Source organism: Pseudomonas sp. SG20056 (genome assembly GCF_031764535.1).
GTDB lineage: Bacteria > Pseudomonadota > Gammaproteobacteria > Pseudomonadales > Pseudomonadaceae > Aquipseudomonas.
Map to the genome: position 1 here is coordinate 2,960,287 of NZ_CP134499.1, position 17,698 is coordinate 2,977,984.

A 17,698-nucleotide genomic window follows, 5' to 3' on the forward strand; every position below is an offset into this window, starting at 1 on the left:
CTTCACTCCTGAATCAGCGGTACAAGCATGTTCGCTCGTAGTTCTTCACGGTCGAGGAACGGATACAGGTCTTCCAGCGGGCTGGACACCATCTTGCCATTGACACCGATACGCGAAGTCACACGCGGGCCAATGGGCTGATCAGGCTCTACCAACACCTCACAAACCACCGGCCCGGGACTGTCGAGTACATCGCGGATAGTCTCCGCAAGGGCCGCCTGGTCACTGACTCGCAAACTGCGAATCCCCATGGCACCAGCCAACGCCACGATATCCGGCAGACTCATGCCCGAGGCTGGATCGCAGCCGATGGTTTCCTTGAAGTAGCCGCTCTGCGATGCACGAATAGAGGCATATCCGTTGTTGTTCAGCACGAAGTACTTGATCGGCAGTTGTAGGCGGCGAACCACCTCCAGCTCCTGGATGTTCATTACGAAGCCACCATCCCCGTCGACCGAAACTGTGCGTTTACCGCCAGCTCCCAGGCAACCGCCCAACGCCGCCGGCAGGCCATAGCCCATCGAGCCAAGCCCACCCGTTGCCACCGAACGCTGCCCACGTTTGAGCCGGGCCGCTAGCCAGAAAGTATCAATGGCCGCGCCGGAACTACCGGGAATGAGCAGCTCTCCCTCATCCATGGCTTCGCACAGGGTTTCAGTGAACACGTAGGTGTTGACGAAGCCACGTGGCTCGCGATATCCCGGCAAGACCACCGGATAGCGAGTTTTCCATTGTGTGCAGCGCGCAAGCCAATCATCGAGAACTAGCGGCTCAGCAGGCATCTGCTCGAGCAAGCTTTCAATGAAAGCACCGGCGTCGCATACGAAACGCTCATCGGGCAGTTCGCCCAGCTTGGCGATTTCCGCTGGGTCGATGTCCACGACCACGATTTCAGCTTCACGGGCGAACTGGCTGCGATCGAAACCTGTGATGGAAAAGTCCATGCGACAGCCGATAGCCAGCACTAAATCGGCATTTTGCACCGTGAAATTGGCGCCGCGTGGGGCCACCGTACCACAGCGACCAAAATAGTATGGATGGTCATACTCAAGTAGGTCGGCGCCGATCCAGGTCGTCAGGGTGGGTATACCCAGTTGTTCGATCAACTGGCGTAGGCTGGCTTCGGCACCTGCGCCATGTACACCATTACCGACCAGCAGCACTGGACGCTGCGCCTGCTGCAGTCGCTGCGCCAATCGCACCAACGCCGGGGCATCGGGAGCAGTCGGTTCAACGTGGTGCGGCGCCTCGTACCTTTGCAATTGTTCGGGGTCAACCTCGGTGGCTTGAACATCCAGCGGCACATCGAACCACACCGGCCCTTTGCGTCCGCTGAGCATCAGATACAACGCCTTCTCCAACTCGTAGCGCACTCGCAGAGGATCAAGCAGACACACCGCGTACTTGGTCAGGGGCGTGACCACACTGACGATATCCAGCTCCTGAGTACCGAGCTGACGCAGACCACTGTCGCCTTTGAGATCGGCACGCTTGACCTGGCCGGAAACGAACAGCACCGGGGTCGACTCGAACCAGGCACCGGCCAGGCCAGTGATGGCGTTGGTTGCACCGGGGCCAGAAGTAACCAGGCAAGCGCCGAACTTGCCGGAAGTGCGCGCATAGCCCTCCGAGGCGATGGACGCACCCTGCTCGTGCAGCATGCTCACCGCACTCAGTCGTGGTTGGCGCAGCAAGGCATTGTTCAGGTGCATCGCCCCGCCACCCGGCAGGAAGAACACATGGCCGATACCTTGATTGGCGATGAACTCGAAGATGTAATCGGCGACACGCATGAATCATTGCTCTCTATGGGAGAAAGAGGGAACGCGATCGGCAGGTGCGGCGTAGAGCACCAGATCCCAGCCGTCACTGACATGGGGGCACAGGCTGAAGCGATAGCCATCGTAGTAGCTGTGCAGTTGCAGGAGGATTTGCCATAGGTGGTTCTGCTCGTGGTAAACGCTGACCGCGATCACCGGATGGCGCTCGGTGATCAAGCGGCGACCACCTGCCAGGCACTGTGGCTCGAAACCCTCTATGTCGATCTTGATAAAGGTCGGCGGTAGCCCTTGGCTGGTTAGGTCGTCCAGAGTGGTCATTGGCACGCGCTCATCGCCCAGACCAACCCGTGACGAAGGGCCGTTGGCAGCCTCTATCAGCACCTCGCCGTTGCTGTCGCCCACAGCCAGGCGATGGGCGTAGAGCCCGGGGCGGGCCTGACGCTCCAGGCTGTCGCGCAGCGCCGCGAAGTTCCTCGCCACGGGCTCGAAACAGTGATATTCGCGATAACCGCGCCCCGTGGCTAGGTAGCCTTCCAGCGTGTCGCCGTTGAAGGCTCCCAGGTCAAATACCACTTCGTCAGCGCAGTCGGTACTGAAATGGGGGGCAAAGTAAATCTGTAAGGGTGAGGAAACCGGTAACAGGTTGTGATCCAGGTGCAGACGCCAGGCGACATGATTGACGAACAACCGGCGCGATGCCTCATCGCCCAGCAGGGCGAATGCCTGCCGTATGGCATCGGCTGCGGGCAGCACCTTCTCCGGCAGATCCATGCAGTAATGCGGCAGTAAATGCTGCGGATAGCGCCAGGCCAGGTGACCAAACAGAGCAATGTGCTCGAACCCCAACGCGCGCAGAGGCGCCAGGCGATCCGTCATGCAATCGTGGATATGCCCGCTCCAGATCGTGCAGATAACCGACGGCAACGCCCCTTGCCATTGCTCGGCCAACTGGGCGGGACTGTATACCGGCACCGAGTCGATGGTGGTTCCCCACAGCGCCGGATTGTTGTCCATGAAGGCACAGGGCACCAGGCCCATGTCCCTTAGCACGGCTTGAGCCTTGCGCCCCAGGTGGCTCGCACCGAACAGCGCAAAGGGCCGATCGAGGTCGCCAATCAGGCGCTCCAGCGTGTGGGTTTGACGTTCACGTACGGACTTCAGGGGCTCAGCAAGCAACCTCTCCAGCTCGCTCTCAAGAGTTTCAGCACTCATCGTTTGGCTCCCTTGGCAGGCGGTTTTCCGGTAAGGCGTACAGCACAATGTCCCAGGCTCGGTCATAAAGATGCTGACCCAGCATGAAACGATAGTCGGCCCGATACGCGTGGATCTGCAGCAAGAGACGCCAGAGATGATCCTGCTCGTGGTAAGCACACACGGCCAGCATCGGCTGCTTTTGCGCGATCAATCGGCTGCCGCCAGCCAGGCACTGTGGCTCGAAACCCTCGATGTCCATCTTGATCAGGCTCGGAGGGGGCAGGCTCTCGGCAAGTGCGTCGAGCGTGGTCATCGGCACCATCTCATCGCCCTCGCCGACCTGCAACGTATGCCCGCCGCCCGAGTCGATGGCAATCGAGCCTTCATGATCCCCAACCGCCAGCAGATGGGCATGCAAGTCGCCATAGCCTGTTTCGGCAAGCCTGGCGATAGTGTTTTGCAACTGGCTGAAGTTACCTGTCGAAGGCTCGAAGGAGTGGATCTCTCGATAGCGCCGACCACTTTCTAGGTACCCCAGGATAGAGTCGCCATTGAAGGCTCCGACGTCGTAGAGCACTTCAGCGTCGTCGCGCCGGCTGAAACGATCACTGAAGTAGATTGCCTCTCCGTCCTCACTCGGCAAGACCTCGGAATCGAGGGTCAGGCGCCAGGCAACATGCGCCACATACAGACGTCGTGACGCCTCATCGGCAAGTAAGTGAAATGCTGCACGTACACGATCCGCCTCTGCGAGCACGCGCTCAGGCAAGTCCAGGCACTGGTAGGGCAGCAACTGCGGAAAACGCCAGGCCAGGTGGCCAAAAAGAGCAATGCGCTGGAAGCCTAGCGCGCGCAACGGAGCCCGCCATTGATCCAAGTGGCAGGTGCCAACCCGCACGGCGCCGATACTGGCGACAACGGCAGGTAAACGCCCCGCCATACGCTCGGCCAATTGCGCCGGCCCCAGCACCTCGACGCCGTCGATATAGCTGCCCCAGAGTGCAGGGTTGTTATCAAGAAAGGCCAGCGGCGACAGACCTGCCGCCTGCAGCACGGGCAATACTTGCCGACCAAGGCCACCGGCGCCGAACAGCACGAAGGGCGTCTGCTCCCCCCCGATGATCTGCCCAAGGGTTTCGCGCTGACGCTCACGAACGGACTCCAGCGATTCGCTCAGCAGGCGTTCGAGCTGGGACTCGGTATCGTCTTTATCGATTGTGTTCACCGTACCTCCAATGCGCTCAAATAACGCAAAGCCGACCAGAATCCTGCGCCATGATCCTTGTGCCCCTGCCAAACCTCGGGAATGAAGCTGACCTGCGGGTGCTGGCGAATCTGCGCCCAAGTGGCCGGCCAATCGATGTCGCCGGTGCCCATCAGCACGCCCTCACCGTTGGTGCCTTTGGCATCGGCCACGTGCAGGTGCGCGGAATGCGGCAGCAACAGGGCCAGCGCTTGCTGGAAGTCGAGGCCGAAGTGGAAACAGGTCATCTGCAGGTGCGACAGATCCAGGCACAGGCGCAGACCATGGTCACGCGCCTGAGCGGCCAGTTCCTCGGGCATCATGAAGATGTTCTGATGACGCTGGCCGCCGAAGTGCCAGGGGAACGGCGCCATGTTCTGCGGAATCAGCTCGGTGCCGGCGAAATCCACCTGGCGGCAGGCCTCGTGGAAGCGCTCGTAGAGTTCCGGGCGCATGGCCAGCGGGCGCGGCTCGTCAGCGGAAAAACCACCGATGTTGGCGACGATCAGCCGCGCATCGGCATTGGGGAAAAATTCGCCGATTTCCAGCGTGGCGTCCACCACCCGCTGCAGATTGTCGATCGAACGCTGGCGATACGCCGGATCATCCGACGCCAGATCCAGCAGCTCGCTGTTCTCGAACAACTCCGGCGCATGCACCACCAGGCGCGAACAGTCGACCTCGGCGAGAAACGGCTGCGGCTTGAGGCTGAGGTCGCGGTAGGACAGGTGAAACTCGAACAGATCTGGGCTAATCCGCCGACGGTAATCTCGGAAGTCGTGATAGCGCACCGGCACGCCCCAGCGAATCGGCAGGTCGAACACCAACCGCTGCTCCTGAGCCTGCTCGCTCAGGTCGCTATCGAAGAGAAAATCCCCCAGGGCGATATCGCGCCCGGCCGCTTTGCCCAGTAATTCCGGCAAACGATACGGTGGCAGGCCCTGGCCAGGGCTGGCGATACGCAGCATCGACGCGTCCATGACCGTGCCATGGGCGATGTCGCATGCAGCGATCACGCTCTTGCCGAGATTCTCGCGGTTGAGCAGCTCGCCCTGGCTGGCATGGCGACCAGGGCCTTGCCAGGGCAATGCCAGTTCCAGCTGACGGATGCCGTCGACCAGTTGGCAAAACTCGCTCGGCTCAAGGCTGGCCAGGTGATCCGGTCCTTCCATCCCCCTATTCAGGGTGATGTGCCGTTCCACCAGCTTGGCGCCCAGTGCGACTGCGCCGAGGGTAATGGCGATGCCACGCTCATGGCCGGAGTAGCCGACCAGATCATGCAGCTCCTGCAACCGGCGTAAGTAACCAAGCTGGATATCGGACTCGGGGGCCGGATAGGCGCTGTTGCAATGCAGCAGCGCGAATGGCGTACCAAGCGCATTCAACTGTTCAATGGCCCGAACGATTTCGTGCTCAAAGGACATGCCGGTAGACAGAATCAGGGGCTTGCCCAGGCTTGCAGCCTTGGCAATCAGGTAGGGATTGCACAGATCAGCCGAGGCGATCTTCAGGGCGGCGACATCAAAATCCGCCAACACATCGACACTGGGCTCATCCCAAGGTGTGCACAGGTAAATAATGCCCTTCTGTTTACAGTACTCACGTACCTCACGATGCTCTTCGACGCTCAGCTCAACCTTGTCCAGCAGGTCCTGGATGTACTCCACGCCGAGGTCTTCGGCCCGCGAGCCATCAGCCTTACGACGGTACAGCGCCTCACGGTTGCGCAGCTGGAACTTGACGCAGTCGGCCCCTGCATCGAACGCAGCATCCACCAAGCGTTTGGCCAGCGCCAGGGAACCGTTGTGATTGTTTCCGGCCTCAGCAATCACAAAGACACGCTCGCCGCCCAGCGCAATACCGTCAAGAAAAATAGGAGTCATTGGATTTTTGTTCGCCATGAGGTTACGCCGCTGGATTCAAAGCGGAAGTTCTGGGTCTGACAGCCCAGTGCACGCACTGCATGCACAACCCGCTGCCGATACTGTGGCTGTACGTAGAACAGAAAGAAGCCTCCCCCACCCGCGCCAAGCAACTTGCCGCCCAATGCGCCGGCCGCTAGCGCCGCAGCATAGATCGCATCCAGACGACCATGGCTGATCGCTGAAGAGAAACGCTTCTTCAACTGCCAGGCTTCATCGAGGCACAGGCCGAAATCACGCAGCTCGCCACGCATCAGGTAACGGTGCATACGTCGACATAGCGCCACACTGGCGCTGAGCAGCTCAGTTTGTGACGACTCGGCCTCTATCTCTTCACGTTGCAGCTCATGCAAACGCCCCGAGTCATGGGAAATACCGGTGTCACACAGCACCAGGCATGACTCCAGTTCATTGCGGATAGCTTCTTCCAAGCGAATCGGGTGAACCAGGTTGCGCTGGTTCTCGAACTCAATCAGGTTGAAGCCACCAAAGGCTGAGGCGTACTGATCCTGCCAACCACCGGCAATGCCGAAGCACAGGCGCTCGGCCTGGAAAGCGAGTTCGGCAATCTCATAAGTGTTCCAACGATCCTGGCGCAACTCATTGAACGCCGCGATGCTAGCGATGGTGGCCGCAGAAGACCCTCCCAATCCAGACCCCACTGGAAAGTCTGAGCGCAGATACAGATCAAAACCGTACTTGGGCTTGATCACCGAAACGATGGTTGCCAGCAAGCTCTTCTCTGCAGTCGACAGCAGTGCTGGCAACGAATTGAAGTGTTCTTCACGCCCCAGATCTTCGGAAAAAATATGGATCTGTCTATCGTCACGGGGGACCAGGGTTGCGTGAGCGTAGAGCCCCACGGTGCAGCTGAGCACAGCAGCTGGGTGATCGATAAAAAAGTAGGTCAGATCAGCACCGCCGCCACAAAAACTCATCCGCACCGGGGCACGCGCACGTGCCAGTACAGGCACCTCTGCGCTGGCCGCCATCTGGCGGGTGTAGACCTCAACAAGGCGCCCTTCGGCATCTAGACCCGGCAAAGCGTTATGCCCTAGATCGAATGCTTTCAACAAGTCTTCACGTGGGGTGGTAATCGATACGCTGCGAAACTCGCGGTTCATACAGGCTGTGACCGGCTGATCGGTCAAGCCACCCTGCAACAGGTAACGGCGTATATCGCCATTGGTCACAACACCGAGCAGACGCATATCCGCGGCGACTACGAAGGCGATCTGCAGATTCCCGGACTCGATGCATTTAATGGCATCAAGAATCGTCTGCTGCATGTCGATCGTGAGTTCCTTGACCAGCACGCTCATCAGACGGCACTCCCGCGCAAATTAGACTTGAACGCATCCAGAGAATCAGGGGTTCCTATGTCCACGAATGCTCCGCTGTACTCACATACATACAGCCTGTGCTGACGCATAAGTGACGGCAGTAGGTCATGCTCCATAGAACAACTTGTGACAGGCATATTCTCTAGCGCGCCAGCCGTAAACCCATAGACGCCAGCATTGATCAAACCAGGTCCCGCCTGACCTTTTTCCTCGAAACCAAGTACTTCGCCCAGCGCAGAGCAATCCAAACTGCCATAGCGCGAGCGATCCTCGACCTGCACGCCGACCAGAACGTCTCGCTCGCTGTCCAGTGCAAGGCGATACGCGCAGGGATCAAGGAAAGTGTCCGCGTTAAGCACCAGATAACGCCCCTCAGGCGGCACTTGAAGTAAGGCGTTCAGCACAGCACCACCGGTGCCCAGCGGGGTTTCCTCTATCACCAACTGCAACGGCAAACCAGACTCTGCCTCTAACGAGGGCAACAATACGGCCAGTTGATCAGCACGATAATGCGCGCAGAGCACACCGCGACTGACACCGGCCTCACGCAATTGCGCCAGCACCAGAGCCAGGAATGGACGACCGTGAATATCCACCACGGCCTTCTGCGTGTCGTTAATCACACTGCGCAGGCGGGTGCCAAAGCCACCGCAGAGGATATAGGCATTCATCAGCCCGCCCTCAAACCGAAGAAAGTCTCTAGACAACGCGCAGCGTGCTCCAAATGTTCCTCGCCAAGCCCAGGCCACACACCGACCCAGAAGGTGTCGTGCATCACTTTATCGGTCACCGACAACTCACCTGAGACCCTGAAATTGCGGCCTTGCATATAGGGCTGACGCACCAGGTTACCGGCAAACAGCAGCCGTGTACCGACACCTTGCGCATCCAGATATCGCAGCAGCTCAACCCGACGAATACCGCAACCATCACGCAAGGTCATGGGGTAGCCAAACCAGGAAGGGTCACTTCCTGGCGTGGCCTGCGGCAGTATTAGAAAATCCTGACAGCCGGCCAGGCGCTCACTGAGCCAGATGAAATTGCGCTTGCGGGCAACGATGAAGTCATCAACGCGGTCCATCTGCGCCAACGCACAGGCAGCCTGCATATCGGTGATCTTCAGGTTGTAGCCCAAGTGTGAGTAGGTGTACTTGTGGTCATAACCCTCTGGTAGATCGCCCAACTGCCAGCAAAAGCGCTTGCCACAGGTGTTGTCCTCACCTGGCGCGCAGTAGCAGTCACGCCCCCAGTCACGAAAAGATTCGATAATGCGTTTGAGCGCCGGGTTATTGGTAAATACAGCACCGCCCTCACCCATGGTGATGTGGTGAGCCGGATAAAAACTGAGGGTACCGATATCGCCGAACGTACCGACCATATGCCCTTTATAGGTCGACCCCAAAGCATCGCAGCAGTCCTCGATCAACCACAGGCCGTACTTATCGCACAGAGCGCGAACCATACTCAGATCGAAGGGATTGCCCAGCGTGTGGGCCAACATGATGGCCTTGGTTTTCGGGCTGATTGCCGCCTCAATCTTCGCTGGATCAATGTTGTAGGTCGGCAGCTCGACATCCACAAAAACCGGCACCGCACCGAATTGCAGGATGGGATTGACGGTAGTCGGAAAGCCCGCCGCGACGCCGATTACTTCGTCGCCCGGCTTGATCGCACGGTCACCCAAGCGCGGGGAGGTCAATGCGGAGAATGCCAACAGGTTGGCTGATGAACCTGAGTTGGTGGTGAGGACGCAACGGCGTCCAAGGTACTTGGCCAGACGCTTCTCGAACGCTTCATTGAAGCGCCCGGTGGTCAGCCACCCATCGAGCACAGCCTCGGTCATCGACTGCAACTCACCCGCACCAATTACTTTTCCCGATGGCGGCACTGAGCTCTGCCCCACCACAAACGGCTTAGGCGCCATCTGCAGCTCAGCATAGCGTCCGACCAACTCGGCAATTTGTTGGCGCAGCTGTTGCGCGGTGCTGTCAGTCATTGAATTTCGCCTTGGTGAAGCGCGATCTGTTCGCGGGTAACGCTTGCCATGTCACGTCCGTTTTGCCAGGCCAACTGCCAGTCCAGTGTGTGCTGTAGAGTCGCATCCAATGACCAGCGTGGCGCCCATCCCAGCGATTGTCTGGCCTTGCTGGAGTCCAGCGCCAGTAACCCCGCCTCATGCGGCTGGGCATCGGCAGAGGCAGACCAGCGGGCCTCACCCGGCCAGAGCTCCGCAAGACGCGCCACGACCGCCTCCACTGTCGCGAGCCCGGCACTGTCTGGTCCAAAATTCCAAGCAGCAGCATGACGTTCAGGATCAGTCAGCAGTCCTTGCGCCAGTTGTAAATACCCCATTAATGGATCAAGCACGTGCTGCCAGGGACGAGTCGCATGGGGGTAGCGCAAAATCACGTCTCGACCTTGCTGCCAAGCGCTGAAGATATCGGGGATCAAGCGCTCCGCAGACCAGTCACCACCACCCAGTACATTGCCCGCACGAGCAGTTGCCAAGGCAACACCTGAGGCCCTGAGAAATGAGTCGCGGTAACTGGCGCACAGCACTTCAACACATGCCTTACTGCTGCTATACGGATCAAAACCTCCGAGAGCATCTTGCTCCCGATAAGGCCATGGCCACTCGCGATTCTCGTAGCATTTGTCAGTGGTCACCACCACAACAGCGCGTACAGAATCAGTAGAGCGAATGGCCTCCAGCAGGTTGAGCGTACCCATGACATTGGTGGCATAAGTCTCTGCTGGCGCTCGGTAGGATTCACGTACCAAGGGTTGCGCAGCCAAGTGCAGAACCAGTTCAGGCTGAAACTCCAGCAACGCATCACTCAACCTGGCGGCATCACGAATATCCGCAAACTCACCCGTGATCTGCTGATCCAGTTGCGCCACCTGCCACAGCGACGGTGTGGTAGTCGCGGGCAAGGCAAAACCACGCAGATCAGCCCCGAGCTGACGCAACCACAGCGCCAGCCAGCCACCCTTGAAGCCGGTATGCCCAGTCAGCAGGACTTTTCGCCCTCTCCAGAAGTCCGGGCTCACCGCCATAGCTGCCACTCCGCTTCACCGCTTTTCCAGCGATCTTCCAATAGCACCCGGTCACGCAGAGTGTCCATCGGCTGCCAGAAACCGCGATGCAGGTGACTCATCAACTGCCCTTCGCTTGCCAGCGCACGCATGGGCTCAAACTCCCAGGTCGTGGCGTCATCCTCGATATAGTTGATGACCGCCGGTTCCAGTACAAAAAAACCGCCGTTGATCCAACCACCATCACCCAGTGGCTTCTCCTGAAACCCGCTGACCACCTGCCCTTGGACATCAAGTGCACCGTAGCGACCTGGTGGTTGTACTGCGGTAACAGTGGCCAATCTGCCATGCTGCTTGTGGAAAGCGATCAATGCAGGGATGTCGATATCGGACACCCCATCACCGTAGGTAAAGCAGAAGGTCTCATCACCCAGGTAGTCGCGTACACGCTTAAGACGACCGCCTGTACCCGTTGACTCACCCGTATCAACCAGCGTTACGCGCCACGGTTCAGCGTGACGCTGATGTATGTGCATACGGTTTTCGGCCATGTCAAAGGTGACATCCGACATGTGCAGGAAGTAGTTGGCAAAATATTCCTTGATTACATAGCCCTTGTAGCCCAGGCAAATAACGAAATCATTGATGCCATAGTGAGAGTAGATTTTCATGATGTGCCAAATGATCGGTTTGCCGCCGATCTCGATCATGGGCTTTGGCTTGAGGTGGGACTCCTCGCTGATACGAGTGCCCAAACCACCGGCCAAAATCACTGCCTTCATATGTCAAACCTCATAGCGGGCATCAATCAATAACTCCTGTAGGCCTACATGTGAGCCGTATTGGAAAATGCCAATAAAACAGCACATTACCCACTCTACTACCGATTAAGCAAAACCTTGGCCAACTATGTTTGTTTAAACAGCGGTAAAGGTCCGGACAGGTGAAAATGCCCGATCAGCATCTTTCAGTTCAACGTGCCGGTACAGCTTAAATAGACGTTTTCTTCGTTCGCCAGAAAAACGAAACCCCAGCAAGCTGGGGTTTCACGTCAGACAACTAATACAGTACAAACTCACCACTCCAGCCCTGCTGGCCGATAACAGAGAGCACTCAGAGAAAATCAGCGCAACTGATTAAACAGATTCAGCCCGGCAATCTTCACGTAGCTCTGCTGCGCGGCTTCGAGAATGATGGTCTGGAATGACAAACGCGACAGTGCCTCGGCGTAATCCAACTCACGTAGATCAGCTTGCACGGCCTTGTTGACTAGGGTGACGTCTTCGTTATCAATTTCGGTAGTGTCAATCAAGTTCAACCGCGCACCGATCTCGGTCTGCACTTCCAACACCTTGCCCATCCCGCTATCCAGATTGGTCAAGGCAATTGCCACTTCGTTACGGACACCAAGGTTACCGGCAGGGGATGTCGGTGATGATTCCAGCGCCTGACGCAGGCGGCTGATGGTGTTGAGAATACTGCGCTGCTCCTGAAACTGCGGTTGTACGCCGAACTCGTCGCCGCCAGCAACCGCTGCCGGGGCTGACAGGGTGAAATCAGCACCGAACACGCTGAAGGTGGCCGGATAAGGCCCGACCACTGTGCCGGTGGCGAGTATCGGGCTACCCGGCCCAACGGGCTGGGAGTAGACCTCATAGTTGGTATCGTCGGTAAAGCGCAGAACAACCCCGGAAGTCGGAAACTGGCTGTCAAAGGTTGCCTGGTTGCTAATACCCGCCGGAGCAACAATCGCGGCCGAATTGTTGGTTGATGAGCGGTTGACGGCAAAGTCCGTGGGCGCCGACTGCAGGGTGAAACTATGGGTATTAATGCCCGGCGTTCCCGGCGTGGCGGTATCGGCCAGCAGGTTATCCAGATCCAACTCGTTATCACCAGGCTGCAACACCACATCCAACTGAAAACGCATGCCGCGAAAATTGATGGTATTGCCGCCGCTGACGAGGGGGTCAATCAAGCCACCACCTGGCACTTCGGATGTCACGTCTGCACCGGCGCTGTCATAGATGCGAAATTCGGTGCCACTGACAAACGCCAGCGAGTACGGCTCGCCTGCGCGAAAATTGCTGTTGAAGGTCTGATTGTCCTGTACCAGACCAGGCGACATAAAGACCCGCTGATCTGCCGCCGGCAGCGCCGGAATGTTTGTAGCTGGCAATGGCGGCGTTGGTAACGCGGCGTTATTGACGCCAAGCGCATTAATAATCCGATTGGCATTGCTTACGTCTTCAAACAGCCGTTTGCCGTTGTCGTTGATCGCCACACTGCTTGAGCCGGCTACCTGCAGGCTGCGCTGCCCCTCATCACCCTGATAGGAATAGGTGCCGTCGGGGTTACGCAGAAAGGGTTCGGTTTTACCGAGAAAGCCACTGAAGAGATACTCGCCGCGAGCGTTACGACTGTTCATCAGGTTAAGCAGCTCACCCTCACGCTCACTCAACTCCTTGGCAATCGATCTGCGGTCATCGCCTGACAATGCACCACCACCGGCTTGCACTGCCAATTCGCGAATGCGCTGCAATACATTGACCACCGAGGTGATGGTGGTTTCTTCCTGAGTCAGGCTGTTCTTCGCAGCGGTGAGGTTTTCCTTGTACTGGCCCAATACCGCCTGCTGCTGTTCGAGCTGTAGCAAACGCACCGACGCTACCGGATCATCGGCCGGGGTAAGAATACGGTTACCACTGCTGATCTGCTCCTGAGTGCGGATCAGGTTGGAATAGTTGCGCCCAAGGCCGCTGACACCGTTATTGAAGGCCTGGATCGAAGAGATGCGCATCACCATAAAACTAACCTCGAAGTTCTAGACGGCGCGTCAGAACGTGTTAATCAGTGTATCGAACAGGCTACGGGCAACTTGAATGATCTGCGCCGAGGCCTGGTAGTACTGCTCGAACTGAATCAATTTGGCCGCTTCTTCATCCAGATTGACCGCTGAAATCGAATCTCGGTTGTCAGTGGCCTGCTTGAGAATGGCACCAGTAGCCTCGCCATCGACCCGCGCCTGACTGGTCAGGGTGCCCACCCGCTCCACCAGATCGCCATAGGCATCGGTAAAGCTTGAACCGGTGGTATCCGGCGCCAAGGGGTTGATACCGATCGTCGTGCGGTTTTGCAGATCAATCAGCTTCAAGGCGTTACGGTTATCAGACACCCCATTGGTGTTGAAGGAAACCGAAAAGTTATCGCCTGCTTGTGGCCGACCGCTGATGGTCACTTCGTAATCGAAGGGCACTGGCACCGCAGGTGGGCCGGCTGTCGCCGGCACAGTGATGGTCAGGGTGTTGTTCTGACCCGGCACGATTACCCCGGTATCAATGACGTTGCCATTGATATCCACCACATCATAACCCTGAGTTGCCCCACCACCGGCACCCATGACAATGCGCAGCGGCGGCGCATTGCGCAGACTGGTTTCCAGATCGGTTTGTGCGACCGGGTCATAGATGTCGATCTCAGTCAGCAGGGTTGGCTGGCTGATCACCCCGGTACCGATATTCGCCGGACTGGTCTGTGATTTCAGTGGCGCGGCAAAAGCCAGCTCTTCCGGCCGTTTCATATCCGCACGGATGGACTCGCCCGCATTGCGCGTCGGCATCACCCGAAAGCGGTCCCCGGCGGCAAAGGTGCCGCTGGCGACGTTCAGCGAGATGCCGTCGAACTCCGCCGCTGGCACCACGGTGATATCGAAGGGGCCAAAGTTGGTGCCATCACTGACCCGCCGTACGGTGTAGTCCGTGGCGTTGGTGAATTCCACTTCGTAATCGCTGGTGGCCAGCTGCGTGGTGTCCTCGATCAGCACATTCAGGTTGGCCAAGGGGTCGCTGTTGCCAACCCGCGCCAGGCTGCGCTGCCCAATCAGGATGGGGTCATTGAGCTCACGAAACAGACCATTGCCGAACTGGCCATTGAGATCCAGGCCCTGCCCCAGCTGACGGTTGACTTGATCGGTTACGGACAACGCCAGACGCCCGACCGCGTTCAGCGTGGTGTCCAGCACATCTTCACGGTAGCGGATCAACCCACCCATCTCGCCGCCAGTAATCAGCGAAGTAATGCCCTGACGTGAGCTGCCGCTGACAAACTGCACTTCACTGCGCAGTGGGTCAGACAGCCCAGGACTCACCTCCAGACGCGCAGCCGTACTGCCCACCACCAACGGCTGACCGGAGCCGACAAACAGGTTGTAGCTGCTGTCATCCTGGGCCACCACAGTCACCCCAATAAAGGTCGACAGCTTACGCACTGCCTCCTCGCGAGCATCGAGCAAATCGTTGGGCTGCTGTCCATTGGATGCGGCAATGGCAATGGCATCGTTATAACCGGCAATCGAGGTGGCCAACTGATTGACCTGATCAGTCACTGCCGAGAGCTGCTTGTTGATAAAGGCGTTCTGCTCGTACAAGCGGTCATACACGGTATTGAAGCGCTTGGCCAAGCCCTCGGCTTCGGACAGCGCCAACTGCCGCGCGGGAATGTTGGCCGGGTCCTCGGCCGCAGTTTGCAGTGCGGCAAACACCTTCTGCAGCCCAGGGTTGACGCCGGTGGTACTGCCGGCCAGCAATGAATCGAGCTGATTGATCTGCCCCAGATAGCTCTGGGTATCGCTGTTAAGCGCGGTGCTGCTGCGTACCTGGGTATTGAGGAAGTCGTTATAGATGCGTCGCACATCAACCAGCGTGGTGCCCGAGCCGATATAACCGGCACCGCTGAACTGCGGAATACGCGTGGCCTGGACAGTCTCCTGGCGCGAGAAGCCCGGCGTATTGACGTTGGTGATGTTGTGACCGGTGACTGCCAGCGAAGTCTTGTTCGCGGCAAGACCGGACAGGCCAATATTGAGTAAGTCAGCCATCTTTCATCATCCGTTGGTGGACGGCGTACCGACTGCCGCGACTGTTTGATAGGTCTGCATCTGCCGTGCTATCTGAGCAATCTTGCGGGCGTATTGCGGGTCCGTGGCGTAGCCGGCTTTCTGCAGCTCTCGGGCGAACTGTTCAGGCTTGTCAGTGCTGGCCAGGGCTTTCTCGTAGCGGCCATTGCCCTGCAGGAAGCTCACAAAATCGTTAAAGCTGTGCTCGAAGGAGTCATAGGCACGAAACGAAGCGGCCTCCTTGACCGCTTTACCACCCTTGAATTCAGTGGTCAGCACTCGCGCCGAGTCGCCTTCCCAGGTGTTGTGGGTCTTGATGCCAAACAGGTTGTGGCTGCTGGTGCCGTCCTGCTGACGAATGATCGATTTGCCCCAACCGGTTTCCAATGCGGCCTGAGCCACCAGGTAACGCGGATCGACGCCAATCTTCTCGGCGGCCTTCTCGGCCATCGGCAACATGGCAGCAATAAACTCATCTTTAGAGCCGAACGCGGCTTTGCCCGGTGCCAGCGGTGGTTGGGCAATTCGCCGGCCGGTGATCGCATCCGTGCCGTTGAGCCCCAGCGCGGTATCGGCGGGGGCGGCAAAAGCCTTGGCCGGAATCCAGTCATTCTGTGCCAACGGCTGCCCCTCGGCGGCCGTGGCCGAAGGCACGATGCCCGCCAGCAGACGGTCCGTCAGCTTGCCCGGCAGAGACAGGCGCCGCTGGTTGATCAATGAGGTGTCGTCACGTGCACCGTCGACCCTGGCCAAGGGTTTGCTCGGCGCGCTCGGCACCGGCTCATCGACCTGGGCAAACGGATTAGGGCGGCTGCTCGCATCCTTGATCTTCGACATTTGCCGCACCAGCACGTCGGCCAGGCCGATACCGTTCTGGTGATTGGACATGGTCACCGACAGCTGCTGGTCATGCATGTCTTGGTAGGTTTTGCTCTCGTTGCTGTTCATGAAGTTGCCTTCACCGAACACTTCGTTGGCCGAGCGCATGGCCTTGAGCATTTCATTGAGAAACAGCGACTCGAACTCCTGAGCCACCTTCTTGATGTTCTTTTCGCTGTCACCGCCAACCTTGAATTGGTTGAGGCGATTGAGATCGTTATAGGCACCACTGTCGACAGTGCTGGTGCCGCCGAGCAAACCGGCTGAAAGGCGAGAGTCCATGGCGTGCGCTCCCTTAAATCACGATCAGATCAGCCTGCAGAGCGCCGGCTTGTTTCAGCGCCTCCAGGATGGCCATAAGGTCGGAAGGCGAAGCGCCCACCTGATTCACCGCGCGGACGATTTCATCCAACGTGGTCCCCGGGCCGAACTTGAACATCGGCTTGGCTTCTTCTTCGGCATTCACCTTCGAGCGCGGCACTACGGCCGTTTGGCCACCGGACAGTGCTTCCGGCTGACTGACGATCGGGTCTTCGGTGATGGTCACGGTCAGGCTGCCGTGGGTCACAGCGGCAGGCTGTACGCGCACGTTCTGGCCAATCACGATGGTGCCAGTGCGCGAGTTGATGATGACCTTGGCTACTGCCTGACCGATCTCGACTTCGAGATTTTCCAGAATCGACAGGTAATCCACCCGCTGACCCGGATCCAGTGGTGCACTGACGCGAATCGAACCACCGTCGACTGCCTGCGCCACACCCGGACCAAGCAGTTCGTTGATATGGTCGACGATGTTCTTGGCGGTGGTGAAATCCGGACGATTGAGGTTGAGGGTCAGGGTGTTGCCCTGATCGAAACCGCTTGGCACCGGTCGTTCAACCGTCGCCCCACCGGGAATGCGCCCAGCCGACGGTACGTTGACGGTAATCCGTGAACCATCACCGCCTTCGGCATCAAAACCGCCGACCACCAAGTTGCCCTGAGCAATGGCGTAAACGTTGCCGTCGATGCCCTTGAGCGGGGTCATCAACAGGCTGCCGCCGCGCAGGCTTTTGGCGTTACCGATGGAGGACACGGTGATGTCGATGGTCTGCCCGGGCTTGGCGAATGCCGGCAGATCCGCATGGATCGAAACCGCTGCAACGTTCTTAAGCTGCACGTTGCCACCCTGCGGCACCTTGATACCGAACTGCGCCATCATGTTGTTGAAGGTCTGCACGGTGAACGGCGTTTGCGTGGTCTGGTCGCCACTGCCATTAAGGCCGACCACCAGGCCGTAACCGATCAACTGGTTGGTGCGCACGCCCTGAATGCTGGCCAGGTCCTTGAGCCGCTCGGCCTGAGCCAGCGAAGCCATCAGCAAGGCGGCTACAACCACTAGGTATTTGGGAAGCGTCATGGTGGCCATC

At 58.5% G+C, this 17,698-nt stretch carries 13 protein-coding genes; all 13 read right to left on the reverse strand.

Translation table 11 applies throughout. The annotated features are described in order from the left end of the window. Positions 1-2: 2 nt before the first annotated feature. The gene (locus RHP75_RS14120; RefSeq protein WP_311088742.1) at positions 3-1,793 is read right to left on the reverse strand and encodes a thiamine pyrophosphate-binding protein; all 1,791 of its coding nucleotides are present in this window, start codon (positions 1,791-1,793) and stop codon (positions 3-5) included. A 3-nt stretch (positions 1,794-1,796) separates the two neighbouring features. Continuing rightward, on the reverse strand, positions 1,797-2,993 hold the full coding sequence (locus tag RHP75_RS14125; protein ID WP_311088743.1) for an FkbM family methyltransferase: 1,197 nt from the start codon (positions 2,991-2,993) through the stop codon (positions 1,797-1,799). Beyond that, positions 2,983-4,200 (reverse strand): FkbM family methyltransferase, encoded by a 1,218-nt coding sequence (locus RHP75_RS14130; protein ID WP_311088744.1) that lies wholly within the window; start codon positions 4,198-4,200, stop codon positions 2,983-2,985. The genes RHP75_RS14125 and RHP75_RS14130 overlap by 11 nt, the downstream gene beginning before the upstream one ends. Next, the gene (locus RHP75_RS14135; RefSeq protein ID WP_311088745.1) at positions 4,197-6,101 is read right to left on the reverse strand and encodes an N-acetylneuraminate synthase family protein; all 1,905 of its coding nucleotides are present in this window, start codon (positions 6,099-6,101) and stop codon (positions 4,197-4,199) included. The genes RHP75_RS14130 and RHP75_RS14135 overlap by 4 nt, the downstream gene beginning before the upstream one ends. After that, complete coding sequence (locus tag RHP75_RS14140) at positions 6,098-7,462, reverse strand: CBS domain-containing protein (RefSeq protein ID WP_311088746.1); 1,365 nt, start codon at positions 7,460-7,462, stop codon at positions 6,098-6,100. Before RHP75_RS14140 ends, RHP75_RS14135 begins: the two co-directional genes overlap by 4 nt. Continuing rightward, the gene (locus RHP75_RS14145) at positions 7,462-8,154 is read right to left on the reverse strand and encodes a sugar phosphate nucleotidyltransferase (RefSeq protein WP_311088747.1); all 693 of its coding nucleotides are present in this window, start codon (positions 8,152-8,154) and stop codon (positions 7,462-7,464) included. Before RHP75_RS14145 ends, RHP75_RS14140 begins: the two co-directional genes overlap by 1 nt. Continuing rightward, a complete protein-coding gene (gene rfbH, locus RHP75_RS14150) occupies positions 8,154-9,479 on the reverse strand; it encodes a lipopolysaccharide biosynthesis protein RfbH (RefSeq protein WP_311088748.1) in 1,326 nt (441 codons plus the stop codon). The genes RHP75_RS14145 and rfbH overlap by 1 nt, the downstream gene beginning before the upstream one ends. Further along, complete coding sequence (rfbG, locus tag RHP75_RS14155) at positions 9,476-10,540, reverse strand: CDP-glucose 4,6-dehydratase (protein WP_311088749.1); 1,065 nt, start codon at positions 10,538-10,540, stop codon at positions 9,476-9,478. The genes rfbH and rfbG overlap by 4 nt, the downstream gene beginning before the upstream one ends. Beyond that, on the reverse strand, positions 10,531-11,301 hold the full coding sequence (rfbF, locus tag RHP75_RS14160) for a glucose-1-phosphate cytidylyltransferase (RefSeq protein WP_311088750.1): 771 nt from the start codon (positions 11,299-11,301) through the stop codon (positions 10,531-10,533). Before rfbF ends, rfbG begins: the two co-directional genes overlap by 10 nt. A gap of 341 nt (positions 11,302-11,642) precedes the next feature. Further along, on the reverse strand, positions 11,643-13,322 hold the full coding sequence (locus tag RHP75_RS14165) for a flagellar hook-associated protein 3 (RefSeq protein WP_311088751.1): 1,680 nt from the start codon (positions 13,320-13,322) through the stop codon (positions 11,643-11,645). Positions 13,323-13,352: 30 nt separating this feature from the next. Continuing rightward, complete coding sequence (flgK, locus tag RHP75_RS14170; protein ID WP_311088752.1) at positions 13,353-15,392, reverse strand: flagellar hook-associated protein FlgK; 2,040 nt, start codon at positions 15,390-15,392, stop codon at positions 13,353-13,355. Positions 15,393-15,398: 6 nt separating this feature from the next. Continuing rightward, positions 15,399-16,571, reverse strand: coding sequence for a flagellar assembly peptidoglycan hydrolase FlgJ (flgJ, locus tag RHP75_RS14175; protein WP_311088753.1), 1,173 nt, complete (start codon positions 16,569-16,571; stop codon positions 15,399-15,401). A gap of 13 nt (positions 16,572-16,584) precedes the next feature. Further along, complete coding sequence (locus RHP75_RS14180; protein WP_311088754.1) at positions 16,585-17,688, reverse strand: flagellar basal body P-ring protein FlgI; 1,104 nt, start codon at positions 17,686-17,688, stop codon at positions 16,585-16,587. Positions 17,689-17,698 lie beyond the last annotated feature (10 nt).

Bases quoted from the DNA above. Each gene is read 5' to 3' on its own strand.
- rfbH (WP_311088748.1), bottom strand. From the start codon at position 9,479: ATGACTGACAGCACCGCGCAACAGCTGCGCCAACAAATTGCCGAGTTG.
- RHP75_RS14145 (WP_311088747.1), bottom strand. From the start codon at position 8,154: ATGAATGCCTATATCCTCTGCGGTGGCTTTGGCACCCGCCTGCGCAGT.
- flgJ (WP_311088753.1), bottom strand. From the start codon at position 16,571: ATGGACTCTCGCCTTTCAGCCGGTTTGCTCGGCGGCACCAGCACTGTC.
- rfbG (WP_311088749.1), bottom strand. From the start codon at position 10,540: ATGGCGGTGAGCCCGGACTTCTGGAGAGGGCGAAAAGTCCTGCTGACT.
- RHP75_RS14140 (WP_311088746.1), bottom strand. From the start codon at position 7,462: ATGAGCGTGCTGGTCAAGGAACTCACGATCGACATGCAGCAGACGATT.
- RHP75_RS14180 (WP_311088754.1), bottom strand. From the start codon at position 17,688: ATGACGCTTCCCAAATACCTAGTGGTTGTAGCCGCCTTGCTGATGGCT.
- rfbF (WP_311088750.1), bottom strand. From the start codon at position 11,301: ATGAAGGCAGTGATTTTGGCCGGTGGTTTGGGCACTCGTATCAGCGAG.
- RHP75_RS14125 (WP_311088743.1), bottom strand. From the start codon at position 2,993: ATGAGTGCTGAAACTCTTGAGAGCGAGCTGGAGAGGTTGCTTGCTGAG.
- RHP75_RS14165 (WP_311088751.1), bottom strand. From the start codon at position 13,322: ATGGTGATGCGCATCTCTTCGATCCAGGCCTTCAATAACGGTGTCAGC.
- flgK (WP_311088752.1), bottom strand. From the start codon at position 15,392: ATGGCTGACTTACTCAATATTGGCCTGTCCGGTCTTGCCGCGAACAAG.
- RHP75_RS14135 (WP_311088745.1), bottom strand. From the start codon at position 6,101: ATGACTCCTATTTTTCTTGACGGTATTGCGCTGGGCGGCGAGCGTGTC.
- RHP75_RS14120 (WP_311088742.1), bottom strand. From the start codon at position 1,793: ATGCGTGTCGCCGATTACATCTTCGAGTTCATCGCCAATCAAGGTATC.